The 14,826-nt window shown below is 42.1% G+C and carries 7 protein-coding genes; all 7 read right to left on the bottom strand.

The window, feature by feature from the left end:
* Window positions 1-197 precede the first annotated feature (197 nt).
* The 7 genes from MH215_RS21330 to MH215_RS21300 all read right to left on the bottom strand — a co-directional run bounded on the left by MH215_RS21330 (window position 198) and on the right by MH215_RS21300 (window position 14,678).
* Window positions 198-4,010, bottom strand: a complete 3,813-nt coding sequence (locus tag MH215_RS21330; RefSeq protein WP_239293206.1) for an S-layer homology domain-containing protein — start codon at window positions 4,008-4,010, stop codon at window positions 198-200.
* 516 nt (window positions 4,011-4,526) lie between these two features.
* On the bottom strand, window positions 4,527-4,868 hold the full coding sequence (locus MH215_RS21325; protein WP_239293205.1) for a hypothetical protein: 342 nt from the start codon (window positions 4,866-4,868) through the stop codon (window positions 4,527-4,529).
* Window positions 4,869-5,072: 204 nt separating this feature from the next.
* Window positions 5,073-9,035 carry an S-layer homology domain-containing protein gene (locus MH215_RS21320; RefSeq protein ID WP_239293204.1) on the bottom strand — a complete coding sequence of 1,321 codons (3,963 nt, stop codon included), beginning with the start codon at window positions 9,033-9,035 and terminating at the stop codon, window positions 5,073-5,075.
* 166 nt (window positions 9,036-9,201) lie between these two features.
* Window positions 9,202-10,329, bottom strand: a complete 1,128-nt coding sequence (locus MH215_RS21315; protein ID WP_145051510.1) for a glycosyltransferase family 4 protein — start codon at window positions 10,327-10,329, stop codon at window positions 9,202-9,204.
* Between the two features lie 395 nt (window positions 10,330-10,724).
* Window positions 10,725-11,483, bottom strand: coding sequence for a WecB/TagA/CpsF family glycosyltransferase (locus MH215_RS21310; protein WP_239293203.1), 759 nt, complete (start codon window positions 11,481-11,483; stop codon window positions 10,725-10,727).
* A 7-nt stretch (window positions 11,484-11,490) separates the two neighbouring features.
* Entirely contained in the window at window positions 11,491-12,681 is a 1,191-nt protein-coding gene (gene csaB, locus MH215_RS21305; protein ID WP_239293202.1) for a polysaccharide pyruvyl transferase CsaB, read from the bottom strand.
* Window positions 12,657-14,678, bottom strand: coding sequence for a DUF5693 family protein (locus tag MH215_RS21300; protein ID WP_239293201.1), 2,022 nt, complete (start codon window positions 14,676-14,678; stop codon window positions 12,657-12,659). The genes csaB and MH215_RS21300 overlap by 25 nt, the downstream gene beginning before the upstream one ends.
* Between the last annotated feature and the right edge of the window lie 148 nt (window positions 14,679-14,826).

The raw sequence follows: 14,826 nt of genomic DNA, 5'->3' as shown, positions 1-14,826 counted from the left end.
GATCATTGTGCCATTTTATTTCCAACTCGTTAATAATGAATAATACTGTCATTCCAGAGAGGGTTAGATCTCAAAGGCTATAGTATGTTCATAAGATACTGAATATTATTAAAAAAGACCCTGTAGAGATTATTCTCCACAGGGTCTTTCTCATTCGACTATGCTACTCATTAGAGTAACATTGTCTCATAATTTAATTAGTTTTTAGTGATTTCAGTGATAACAGTAGCATTAGCAGTTACCTCAAATGTAACTGTAGCAGGAGTACCTGTACCTTTAGTAAGTGTAGCAGTTAATGTTGCAGTACCTGTACCTGCGTAAACACCAGCATTCGTGATTACACCTGTATCTTCTGAAGACCAAGCGATAGCAACTCCATCAGCACCTGTTGCAGGAAGAGTACCTAGGTTAGAGCCATCAACAGCGACTGTAGGTGTAACAAGTGCAGTTGCAGCAGCGTTGATTGCAGCTGTATCAGCAAGTGTAGCTTCAGCGGTAGCAATAGCAGTGTTTTTATTAGTAACTTGAGTTGTCAAAGCGTTTGTATCTGCTGTTGGAGCACCTGCAGTTACAGCTTCTGCGATCTTACCAGTAGCAATTACACCTGAAGCTTTAGCAATAGTAATTTCATTGCTAGTAGTCACAGGCAATGCGACATAAGCAGCAACCGCATCTTTAGCAGCTTCTAGAGCAGTATCTGCAACAGTATTTGTAGCCTTAGCAACTGTTACTGTAGTTACAGCGCCTGCTGGAGTAGTTCCAGAAGCAGCAACTCTTACACTGTAAGTACCTGCAGCTAGACCATCAATTTCAGTCTTACCTGCTGTTACTGGCAACCATGCTACAGGAGTAACATCAGTATTTCTATACTGATAAACCTTTGTTGCATCCAGACCTTTGATTACACCATCATTATTAGAAGCATAAGATGAGTTTACTGTAGTCAAAGTCGGTGCAGCAGTACCTGTTACAGTACCATTAGTTTCTTTACCACTAAATGCAGCAGCTTGGTTTTTCACATTCGTAACATCTGTGAGATACTTAGATCCTGTAAAGTTAACAGTGTATTTTGTAGTTGTTGTTCTACTAGCAGTATCTAGAAGGGTGATAGTAACAAAATCAGCACCAACAGTAGTTACTTTAAAGTCAACACCTGGAACCAAAGTTTTACCGTCATAATAACGAACTACTTCGAAATCTTTAGTAAGCAGATCATTGTTAGCAGCAGCATCTAATGTAATATTTTCAGAGAATACTACATCGAAAGTTTCGCCAACAACTGTTAAGTTTTGGAAACCTCCAGTCACATTAGGTTTAACAACCGGTGCAACTTTATCCAATACTTTAGCTTCTTTTACCCCTACGCTTGTAGAGAATCCAGCCAATGTACCAAGTCTGTCGATATTAACAAATACTTTCAATGTTCCTGCATCAGTACCATAGTCTTTATCCAATACCAATTTAACAACTGAAGTTCCATCAAGTACAACTTCTTTAATTCCTACCGGTGCACCAGCTTTAGTTACAGTAAATGCATCTTTAGGAGCTGATGAAACGCTAGAGGACAATTTCACTTGAATTGTATTTTGTGCTGTCAGAGCGGCCTCATAAGAAGGATAGTCTTTATCAAAATCAGCCAATCCAGCAGTAATATCAGCAGTTGTATCAATTACATTCAAACCACTGTTATCAACAAATTGTTTCAACAGGTTTCCAGCAGTATCTTTTACACCAAGAACAAACAATTTTTGTACATTTCTTTGTGTAGTAGAGTCATCGGCACGGAATGCAACAGTTTGGTTTTTGTAAGTTTCAACGAATTTAATAGAAACCGCTTTGCTGTCATTCAATACAGTAATATCAGCCAATTCAGGAGTCAATGTAACTCTTTCACCATTAAGTTGAACATGATAGTTTGAGTAGTCAGCAAGTGTTGCAGGATCCATTTTCTTATCAAAGCCAACAATTACAGTACGGGAAGCACGGTTAACTAATTTAGAATCCAATTTAGGAGTCGTTACATCAGCCTTGTTCACTTTACCACTGTAATCAAGCATTGTGTTACCAAGTCTTGTGTTGTCTTTGATGTTTTTGATTGTTACTGTGTTATCACCTGTGGACAAATCAGTATACAAATCAATTGTAATCACATTGTTGTCTTTTCCAGATAGATTAGCGTCTTTAACAGCAACAACTTTCCCGTCTTTATCAGTTACAGTGTAGTTCTTAAACTCTTTAACAGAATCAAGAAGAAGAGTTTTTGAGAATGTAACTTGAATTTGTCTAGCATTAAGTGCTTCTGCTTTTCTTACTTCAGGACGAGTTTGATCAATTTCAGCGTTAACTGTAACTGAAGTGTCCTTAGCAATTTGGTTTCCAGAGTAATCTTTCACTCCTTCAACATAGATCAATACAGCACCTGTTGGCAGAGCATTTGCTTTGTCAAAAGTAAATTTGTATTTGTTGTCAGCCAATGCTTTTGGAGTTCCAGTAGCTTTAATTTTGTCAGTACCGGATTTCCAGTATACATTACCTGAATCAAGTGTTTCTGGATCAACTTCTTCAGAGAAAGTAAGAGTTACACTTTCCAAAGTTGCTGTTGCTGCAGTAATTGTTGGAGCTTCTTTATCTTCAACAACTGTGATGTCATGTGAAGAAGTCAGGGATACAAAACCAGCGTAGTCTTTAACGCCAACTACAGTCAGTTTGTGATCTCCAACAGTAAGAGCTGAAGTGTTGTAAGGTGTCAACACAACTGTTCTCAAAGTAGGTTGAGTGATTTTGCCGAAGTATGCTTTGCCATCAAGCTCGAAGTTGCTTTGTGCTGGCAATTGTACTGGCTCACTGAATACTACTTTAACGGATTTAGTGCCCAAAGATTTAACTGACTCCACTTCAGGAAGCTCATTGTCCGAAATTGAGAATTCAACGTCTTTTGCACTCACTACAACATTACCAGCTTTAATGTTGGATACATTCAAGAAGTCAACTTTATTGTTGTTCAGTGCACCAACCAATTCAACTGTAACTGTTTTCTTGTCTTCAGACAATGTAGCACTTTCGATCGCTTTGCCTGATTTCAAAGAGTAGTTAGAGATGTCTGTAGCAGTATCTTCGTCAACAGTACCATCGAAGTTAACAGTTACTTCTTTCAGGTTAGCTGCAGATACTTTTTCTACTTTAGTAGCAGTAGTTACTACATAAGTAACTTTCTCAGTGAATTCTTTATCTTTGTAAGTGAATTTCACTTCAGTTTCTTTGTTAGCTTCAAGAGCTTTATCCAAAGTTACTTTTACAGTTTCGCCGTCGCTGATTTTGAACTCAACTACTTTACCAGCTTCAGATACTGTGTAAGAAGATACTTTCAGGTTTTGAGCTTCGTCAATTACGTAAGCTGCGCCTACAAGCAATTCACGGGAAGCGTTACCTGCGAAGTTAGCGTTAGCATCCAAGAATCCAGCGTTGATTGCTGCTTGAACGTAACCTTTAGCCCACTCAGGAGCGCTGTTGTTAGTTTCAGCTGGGATTTCAAGATCAAGTGCACGAGTAAGGATTGTAGCCATCTCGGACACAGTCACTTTGCCGTTGAAGTCGAAGATTTTCTTCTCAACGTTTTTACCTTCCATGATACCTGCAGCAGTTACTGCTTCGATGTAAGGTACAGCCCAGTTCTTAGCTGTGTAGTTTTTGTCTGTGTAAGACAATTGACCAGTGATTTCTTTCAGGCCGAGCAATTTAGTGATGACTTTAGCGAACTCAGCACGAGTCATGTCTTTTTCAAGACCTGCTGTACCATCTGGATAACCATTGAAGATACCTTTTGCTTTCAATGCATCAAACTTCTGTTGTGGTGAAACTGCAGTATCACCGAATGCTACAGATGCAAACATTGAGAATGCCATTGCTGTAGACAACGCTACGGATAAAATTTTCTTCATAACCTTTTTTTCTCCTCCTTGGGTGTTCATAACATTGGAATTTTCTTTAATAGGGTTGCTCGTATTTCTCATTCTATTGTGGCACCCCCTTTCCAGAGTTCTGAGCAAGTTAATATAAATGATGTCTGTGAGCAATCACAGAAACTTGTAAACTAGTTCGTGAATCAAATTCACACGTAAATAGAGTAGTTTCCTAATCCTACCTACGTATTATACAATGGGTCTTGCGAGTCGTAAAGCAATTTTTTCTAATAAATAGACAAGATTCTTCACAAGGTCATTCTTGGTAAGTTCCCCAATGTTTTTGACTCTACATCTTAAACGCAGTAGATTTCGAAAAGTTGCGGATTCCACAAAAAAAGTTTTGAATTTATTTATGTACCGTTTCGGTGCGGGTCTTCTAGGAATTCAAAACCTTCGTAAACCATTGATACAACAGCTTTTCCAGCACTTAGGATTTGTTTCCACTTGAATGCCAACGTTTAAATTTACCCTCCAACCTTATCCGTGAATCGACATTTTTCTCAATTCCATAAATAAAAAAAGCACCCTCGAAAGGATGCTTTTGCATAAACTTGGCTATATTGGTTAGCGAATTTTCATCGCAAGTTCAATAATTTGGGCACGCATTTGTGGATCACTATTCAATCTCAGATACATATCATCGATTGGAAGTCTGTTCTCACGATATGTTTTCTCATGCTTCATTGTTGTATGAGACCATTCAATCAGGTCGTTCTCAGCCAAGACCAAATTATTGTATGCATCATGGAATCCAGTAGACTGTACAAGTCCTTCCATGACTTCCTGAGAGATCTCTTGTGTCTTACGTGTATCTTCCAACTTTTTCTCCAGAATGACTGCCTGCTTCTCGAACTGTGTCTTTGCCTTCATGTAGCCCAACTGAGCTTTTGAATAAATCGGTTTCATTAGCTAACTTCACCCTCTAGATCATTGTGTATTTACCGTTATTGTATCTTAAACTCTAGCAAATTACAAAATTAGTTATTGGTAAAAAATCAGTTTCTTCTATTATAAAAGTGTTCTTTACAGAATGATGAACAGTCAGGAAAGGACCTGCCCTTTTAGTGTAAGGGACAGGTCCTTCCTAAATGCATCGATATCTTTAATGAATTAACTCAAGTTTTTAGGGAATAACTTCGTGCTCTTCTTCAGTAATTCTACTGCAATTTTGGCAGCCTCTGCACGTGTCAGATTCCCCTTTGGATTGAACTGGAATTGCTGCTTAGTAGAACCCGTTACTGTTACAGGACTACCCTCCATAATTTTAGCTTTGGTTACAGCTTGTACTGCTGGACGAGCATAGTACTCAATAGAACCGGAATCCTGGAACGACTTAGCAAGAGCAGATGCAAGTTTGCTATCGTTGGTCGCAAGCTTGCTACTCATCGCTCTCGCAATCATTACAGCCGCCTGCTCGCGTGTAATCCGATCTTCCACTCCAAAGTATCCATCACTTAATCCTGTTACAATACCCGCACGAGCCGCTGTCTCAATGGCAGCAAAGCTCCAAGAGTTCTTCTCTGCTCTTTTTGATACATCAATAAACGTTTGTTTATTTTCGTCATAATTCAGTGGGATGTTCAGACCTTTGACCAGCAATGTGGCAAATTCTCCACGTGTGGTTTGATCATCTGCACCAAACTCACCTGTACGTAGGGCTTTCATGATGCCTTTGGAATACAGTGCATTCAGCATATTACGAGCCCAAGGGTGGTTAGTTACATCTTGGAAGCTTCTACTTTGCTTCATGACTTTATAATAACCAAATTCATCAAAAGGTACAGTAATCGTGTGTGCTTTAGTGTCAACAACTCCACCGATTGGTATCCATTGTTTCTGGTCGGTTACATCTGTATAGCGGAATACTGTAATCGTTGAACCAACTTCATCAACAATACTAGGATCATATTTCAGCGTCAGACTCCCTCTCTGTGATGGAGTGAGAATTCTTGAAGTTGGATATTCAGGATAATAACCATAAATTGAGTATGGTGGTATTCCATCTGTATAAGGTAGATTATTGATCTCACCAAGACCACCATTAATCCAATATACATCTGAGATCAACGTAAAGTTTCCTGTATTATTGGTTGAACTAAATGCACTAATCAAATCTTCGCGCAGAGCAATAGCACTCTCTCCACGAACGGTTCTCATGTCACGGTCAATATTCATTACATTTCCGTAGTCATTCTTACGCTCTAGTACACCGTTTAGTGGATCAGCAATACCAAATAGAATTTTATTATCAGGGTAGAACTTGGTGCCTCCATCCACTTTCGCTTGAAGGATTGTGCCCTTAGGGAAAGATAATGTTAATTCCTTATTAAACACGGTGTACTTGTTAGCTACTTTAGGAGCCATAAACTGACTATCTACGGTTACTGCGCCTGTGTAGAATACATTGATGGTTTCATTAATTGTACTACCATCTCGTTCAATCGAAATTTTGATCTTATTATCTTTATCTGGTTTCAAGCCAACGTAATCATAGATATATCGATTGTTCATATCTGTACGTTTTGTTGCCACATTCTTGTCAATTAATACTCGGGATGCACCCTCCGCTTCGATATCGAATCGGATATAGTTTTTGTTGACAACAATTTTATCCCCAACTGTCGGCTGTGGAGCGACAATACGGAATGAAGATGGTTCACGTACAATTTCGAGCCTTTGTGTTGTTCTTGCACCAGTGCTGTTGATTAACTCTAGTGTATATACCTGAGTTCCTGGTGAATCAAATTTCAGGTTTTTGATACGAGCTATGAATTGTTTCTCCGTTCCCGCAAAATCATACTTCTTCGATTGCGGTGCTGGCCCTTCTTTATCTAAATCAAGTGTCACTGTGCTCGTCTGATCATGACGGAAAATCAACTCAGATCCGAAATATACATTCGCAATCTGTGCGCCTCCACCTCGGAACACGAGATCATAGGTGTCCTCACTTGTTACGTATTTATTCTCTTTGAACGCAAAATCAGTTGTCACTGCAAAGATGTTACTCATCTCTTCAGGAGTATAGCTAGTTATTTCCTTCTCATAAAATGGCGCACGTGCATTAGAAGATTTGGGTACTGCCGTAGGCATAAATGAATCAATAGTAGATACATTCTCATCAATGATATACACCGTAATTGTTCTCGTAATAATTACTGGCGCACCCTTCTCATCCTCATCTGTAGCCGTAATACGAATGATATTCTGGCCATAGCCTAGAGGGCCATCTTTTGTAATCCCTAGATCGAATTTAAAGTTATTACCACCTGAAGATGGGAACCCTGTCGTAGGTTTTTCTACCTTACCGTTTACCTGTAATTCTGATTTGAAACCAGTTTTCGGCCCATCAACATTATGCACATTTCTGAAATCAAGATACTTACCAATGACCTCTAATTTGGCAGAGTTATTACCTGAATTGAATGTAAACGTCTGTCCGTCTTGAAGATTTTCAATATAGATCGAGCTACTTGATGCAAAACTTACCCACCCTACGAAGGGCAATTCAGGTGCTTTAGTTGCATCTCCATAAAAGAAACTAATCTTCTGCTGTCCACCTGACATCTTGTTAACCTTATAGATTTGTTGAGTATCTTCGAGCCCTGCATCACTGGAGTCCACCGTATCTATGTCAAGAGCGGACGTCAATGAAGGCAGATACTTACCATTGATGTCTACACCCTTGATTGTTTGAGTTGACTCAACCAAGATGTAAAAAGTATTATCCGAGACTTTCGTATAATCGGTTTTGTTCAAGAGAACTTTTGAATCAACTGGTCCACTTGTGTAACCAGGTAGATAGTAAATATTCGTAATGTCTTTACTATCTGGTGAATACGTAAATTCACCTGTGTAGCCCGTATTGAATGATCCATATTTTCCAACAACTTTAATCGGCTGACTCTTGTTAACTATGCCACCTGTAGCTGCAAGAAGAAACTCCCCAGTGCCCTCGAAAGTTATCATCCGATACTGATAGTCAGTCCCGTTAGCACCCGTAATGAGGATCTCTTCACTAGGTTTAACTTGTACAGGATAGGTCTCATTATTAACTTCAATACCTGTATTACCATCAAATGGTGTTGTAGAGTAAGGCACTATGATTTGACCAGACAGTTTAGCTGTTGTTCCTGGTGTTGAGAAGTTAGCTTTGTTATTAAGAACAGACTTCTTCTCTCCAGCACTTCCACCAATAGTAATCTGTAGGTCTGCAAATGACTGGTTCTTGTCAAAGTAATATAACGTTCTTTCGACAGTGATTGAACTTGACGGGCCAACAATGTCAAATACAACTCTGTTTTTACCACTTGCAAGTGGTAGTGGTGGAGTAAAGAACTTCTGGCTAACCTCACTATTCTGTGTTGCAAAAGCATCCACTTTTGCCCCACCATTAATAGAAAGGGATACCTTATTTGCATTTTGAAGTGTTAAACCAAAAGTAACATCTTTTGTGTCCACTACTGTCTCAGATACACCATTCAGGTTGAATTCTTGTCCATTCCCTGTGGTGAAATCTGTCGTTACAGTCATTTTTTCAATTAATGGGGTTTCCTCATATAAAATATAAAATGTATTAGACCGCTCAACATTATTTAATCCACTTCCAGTTAGGGTAACCCGGTTAAACCCTGGATATAGATCTAATGTAGCTGTAAACTTAGGAGCCGCTTGAGAACCCGCATCAGCTAAAATACTCCCTGTTCTCGTTCTTCCTGCATCTACTGTCCATTTAGTGTTGTTACTAGATAAAGTTAGCTGTTCTACAGAAGCTTTCAAGTTGTCCGTGCTAACTCCCGAGAATGTACCTGTAACCGTAATTTTTGAATCTTTAGTTACATAGGCTTTATCTCTGGTAAGGAACGTCTTGCCCGTAATCGTAGAATCAATTGAAAGATCAGATGTCTCTCGCAAGGTTTTCAAATCCGGTATGAAATAAGAGGCTGTACTCGGCCCAGTTGAAGCAGGATCATCCGCTGCGGAAGCAACGAATCCACCGAACAGTCCTTGTGGGAACAATGAGAACACCATGGCGACCAACATGACCCATACTAATGGCCGTTTTTTCTGTTGCATTAAGTATCATCTCTCCTTCTTTTAAGTCAGTTAGAGTTATATATCGGTCAGAAGGTTCCAATTATTTAGTAAAAACAGCAAAAAAAACAAAAAAACCTTATCCACGAGGGATAAGGCTTGGGGCGGAAAAATGGTATATATAGCGTTATGCATATCGTTTATTATGTTATGATTTCGAGCGAGTCTCTGGACTTAATTTGACGCGCATGCGCATCAGGAAATTAATAACCGGCCTTCTCGTTTTGCTGACTAAGCCAATGACTTCTGCGCCGACTTGTAGGAAGAACATCATGATACAGATCACGACGAACGTAACCCAGTTGGCTTCGAACATGGCAGCAGACGATTGGATAATCGCAAGCACACCGAAGAATGCAGCAATACCGTAGATGATCAGCACCGTCTGACGGTGACTGAATCCAAGCTCACGCAAGCAGTGATGCAAGTGGCCTTTATCCGGTGAGAAAATCGGCTTCCGTTGTACCGCACGACGAATGATCGCGAAGAAGGTATCCGAGAGCGGTACACCGATGATGATCAGCGGTGTAATAAAGGACACGACTGCAATTTGCTTGAATCCGAGCATCGACAGCATCGCCAGTGAGAAACCAAGAAATAGTGACCCGGTATCTCCCATGAAGATCTTCGCCGGATGGAAGTTGAAGAACAAGAAACCGATAATACTTCCGAGCAACACAAGACACATCAAGGCAATCATCATGTTCCCCATCAAGAAGGACATCACGGCGATTGTACCAATCGCAATACCGGACACACCGGCTGCCAGACCGTCTAGGCCATCAATCAGGTTAATCGCATTCGTTACCCCAACAATCCAGAAGATGGTCAGCGGAATCGCTACCCAAGCCTCCAGTGAAGAATACGCATCCTGAAATGGAATGTTGACGAAGTCTACCCGAATATTGAAGCCAAATACAACTACAGAAGCAGCAACAATCTGTCCAAGCAGCTTCACTTTGGCTGACAATTCAAATCGATCATCCAGTGCACCAATCAGTACGATAATGGAACCACCGATCAGAAATGCACTAACAAAACTCATATCTCTTGTTGTAAACCATGCCGACACAAAAGGCAGCAAAGCTGCAACTGTAATAACAAAAGCTAGGAAAATTCCGAGTCCACCTAAACGTGGCATAATCCGAGTGTGCACTTTACGTGCATTCGGCGTATCCATTGCGCCAATACGCACTGCGAACTTTTTGACAAGCGGTGTCAGTGCAAGAGCCAGTCCCATTGACACGATAAATCCAATGATAAAGATCGCTACCATTTGAACATTCGACCCCCAATTATAATGCCGTGCATAATGTTAAATCCCCTGATCTCTGTTTGAGGTTTGAATCCTCTTTTCTATATATAAAAAATTACTTGTTAGACATGTTTAATGATGGATATCTGTTACACGGTAACGGAAAGAGCAAGGAAAACCTGGAGAAGCGTAGCGTTCGCATTTATCACCGGATTTCTCCCTTATATAAGGGAAATAAAAGAAATCTGGGGATAACGGCGATCGAAAGGTTGCCTTGATCTTGTAGTGGTAAGTGTAACGTTTTACTCATTTCAGTGGCACACATGTAATCCAGAACGAATTATACGCTGAACCCCAACGAAACGCCAACCTCAATTTTTAGCAAAAACACGCATTTTTCTCGTATTAGCCTATATTTATTGGGCTTTTGTCACGTTTTCTTTGTCCGTTATGACTTTAAGTGCAAATTTCGGGAGCGCAAGCATGCGACCAGCCCGACTTGGCTCGCGAAGCAAGCGATAGAACCATTCCAGTCTTAACTTCTGGAACAGTTTTGGCGCACGTTTCGTTTTGCCTGAGATGACATCGAAGCTTCCTCCAACACCCATCATCACCGGAACCTGTAGTGCGTCCTTGTACTTGTGAATCCAAGGATCTTGTGTGTCTGCACCCCGTGCAACAAACAATAGATCCGGAGCAGTTTCACGAATTGCAGCAACGACCTGTGCATCCTCATCTGAACCGAAGAAGCCATCACGATAACCTACAATACGAATCGCCGGATACTGCTGTTGTAACCGAACTGCCGTTTCTTGAATCACCTCAGGTGTAGAACCGAGTAAATATACACCCCAACGATAGTTTTCTCCAACCCGCAGCAATTCATGTAAAAGTTCATATCCGGGAACACGCTCAGCGACAGGATCTCCGCAATAATTTGCAGCCCATACAACGCCTGTACCGTCAGGAACGACCATCTCAGCCGATTGCATCACTCGCATAATGGCTGGATCTTCCATTGCCGCCATAACCATGATTGGATTGGCTGTAATTACGTGATGCGGCTGCTTCGACAGCACCGCTTCCCTTAGAACCTCTACCGTCTCGCTCATCGGCAGTTTGGAAAAAGGAATACCATAGATGGAAACGGTAGGTATAGTGCCGGTCTGACTCATTATCTTCTCACCCTTTGCGGCCTAAATAGTTAATAATCTGCTGTGCAGGCACTCTGGCCTCCTGCTTCAATTCCGTAATTAGCTCCTCATGCTCCTTCAGCCATTGTGACCGCTGATCGAGAAGCTTCGATACATGCTTGGCCAGTTGATCTGCATCAAGCGTGCTTGTGCTACCTACAGGATCGCTGTCCAGGCGAAGCATGAACTGATCGATCTTCGGATCGTAGGAAATTCCCACGGGTGGTACATATTGCGAAGCCGCATAGATCAGACTGTGCAGTCGCATCCCAATGACGATATCACACTGACTTACCTCTTGCAGCATGAGCTGTGGATCGGTCAGATTGTCCGTTATGCTGACCTCGCTCCCTTTGCTACTCACATCGCCCAGTAGTTCCATCACGAATCGTGATGCCTCTTCATCCTTAGGCAAATGGAATGGCATAAAGCGCAAATGAACGGCTTTGTGCACACAAAGCTTCTTCAATCCAGCAGCAATAGCCGTGAGCTCTTTGCGATCGGATTCCCAGAAGCGAACCGAGATTCCGATAACGGGAAGTTTAGTATTCCCCGGGTAATGGTTATGACTAGAGGAGCCCTCTTTGCCAGAAGTCGTTTCCCCTGATTCCGCCACAGCAGTCTTCCCTATTGCTGCACTCTCCGGTAATGGCAGTCCCATCACTGGATCTGGTACAACGTGAATCTGATTCCACTGCAGTCCAAGCTGACGAAGCAGCTCGGCGGATTGCTCATCACGAACTGATACATATTTACAAGCTTTAAAAACGGAACGGATCATTGGATTAAAAATCTTCCGGTTCACCGGGCCGATCCCTTGTGCATATATAAACGTTGGTTTCTTCATCCACTGGGCAAGCTTGATAACGCCGAGGTAATACGGGATGGACTTCAGCCCTGTTGCATCCTGCAGCAGGCTTCCACCGCCGCTAATTAACCCATCACTTTCCTTGATAGCTTCTCGAACTTCCTTGAACTTCATACGATGAACAGAACGAACGCCATACATTGCAGTGGTCGATTCTGGATCACCGGAGAGCACAATGGGCTCAATGTTGACACCCGATCTGTGACTCTCCTCTTCCAGTGCGGTTAGAATCGACTTCAGTACCGCTTCGTCTCCGCTGTTACGGAAACCGTAATATCCTGAGATGACTAATTTTTGAGAAGTGGTGACCATTTTTTCCAACATCCTTCCGCGACTTGCCACACACCCACAGCAATGATCCCGAAGATTAAGCCAAGTCCCAATCCCATCACACCACGAATGAGGGACAACACAGCTGGTGTGTGGATATGCGCAAACGTATCAACCATGGACAACTGTCCAATCGTTGCAAGAATAAGAACAAAAACAAATTTACGATATTTCAATGCAGCGAACACACCAACGATGAACAGTGGGTGTCCTCCCATGAACTCTTTGAATCTTGGACGTACGCCGAACGTATCTTCAAGCGCTGTACGCAGGAACATTTCAAGTGGTGTAACCGAGCCTGAATTACCTGTACGTGTCAAATAATAATAGCCAGCTGCTGCAGCAATGACTGCCAGCACAACCATCAATACGTTAATTGGCATACGGAGCATTTCCTTGATTTTCTTAATCGAGAAGCTGCCCGAACCCCGATAGAATACAACATAAATCGCAACCAGTGCAATTGGTGCAAAGTGCAACAGGCTCACGCCTCGGAACTGGTTAATGACCAGACTGTACGTAATGCTGTTCAGCAAAGCGATGACAAATGGCACTGCCATAAATGAAAGAATCGATGTTCTTACATATAGAATGATGGTCTGACCTAAACGACGACCTGCTGACGCATCTGGCTGACGTTGCTGTTGGTAGTTCACCGTGCGAACGGCAAGTACCATGGCAATCGTCGGTGCCGCAATGGCTACTAGCAAGGCGATCCCTTGCTCAAGCAGTGTCGGTTTCAGCAAGAACAATCCGGCGCTTCCCACTAAGCTTAACGCGAACACAAGCAGAGTTAGCAGTGGTACAAAGTACGATACCATGAGCGTAATCAAGGCAATCGCACCAATTAGAGCAACCAGTTTGGCATAACGCTGAATGGACGAATCCTTCACCGTAAATGCTTCAGCTTGTCCAAGCTCGAATCCGAATTTACCCATACGTTCAACCGCATGACCTGGTTCACCTAGACTGTTGATCAGATTCTCAATTGGATCTGTAATCATGGCTTTGGACGTATTCCGACTTGGTGAAGCATTCATGTAGAGCATCCGAATGTTACGGTCTTTCGTAGCCAATACGAAACGGTCTGCAATCGTATCTACGTCCAGATTGGCATCGGCATCACTCAAAGAATATAGGCGTGCAACATTATAATCAATTTTGTATGCGAGTGTCTGGAAGCCTGATTGTGGCTTCTTCAGATTCTCAATCGCTGCGAGTCCGATATCGTATTTATTGAGCAATTGTGCGAATTGATCAATACTCTTCATCTCCGCATTATCATTGTACCCTTTCACAGCATCCCCATCAAACAAGATGCGTGTAACGCCATTCTCTTTGAAGAACGACAATAGGCGCTCCATCGAAGCTTGGTTGTAAGGTACGCTATCCGAGATCCGCGGCAAGATGTGGAAGCCGTGATCACGCAGCATTTTCACAGCAACCGGGTCAGGCTGCAATGGCTGCATGTTGGCATTCTCCGGCGGAGTCTGCAATATTAAGCCGCTACGGCCTTCGTATTCCCATGGAACCACAGGAATCTGGCGGTCAGCGAACGTTTGTTCAATGATAGGGGCATATGTCTGTGCATTCTCTCCGCTCGTGAACAGCACATAGGTGAAGTTCTCATTCGAAGGAATCACATTCTTCGTCAGATTCGCGAGATCCTGACCGTTATATACCATAATACGGCGTGTCTTTCTCAACTCATCCAGTGTACTTTCGAACACTGCCATGGTCGTTACGCCAGCGTCTTTCAGTCGTGTTAATTGTTCATTCATAAAATCTTGCGGATGGGCCTGATATGCTGAGATATCCAGCAGACCCCGATAATTGAAGACCAGTTCTACCTTCTTGGCAGAAGACTCTGTCTGCACTCGATCACTAATCACGGGAATGGAGGCTACCAATCCAATGATGACAACAAGCCACAGCCACTTCCGGGAAGCGGTATTCCAATAAAGCCATTTTTGACGCACTATACGTGTACCTCCTCAAGTGTTGGAACCAAAATCCACGTTCAGCTCAAGTAATTCCATCATTCATTCCACTTTTACAATATCCACTCCGATGACAGAATAACCTTCCGATCGCTGTTATCCCCAGATTTTTTTGATCCCTTTATCT

The organism is Paenibacillus sp. ACRSA (assembly GCF_022346845.1).
Classification (GTDB): domain Bacteria; phylum Bacillota; class Bacilli; order Paenibacillales; family Paenibacillaceae; genus Paenibacillus.
Note: the sequence above shows the minus strand (reverse complement) of the source record. Positions and strands in the feature narration are given on the sequence as shown.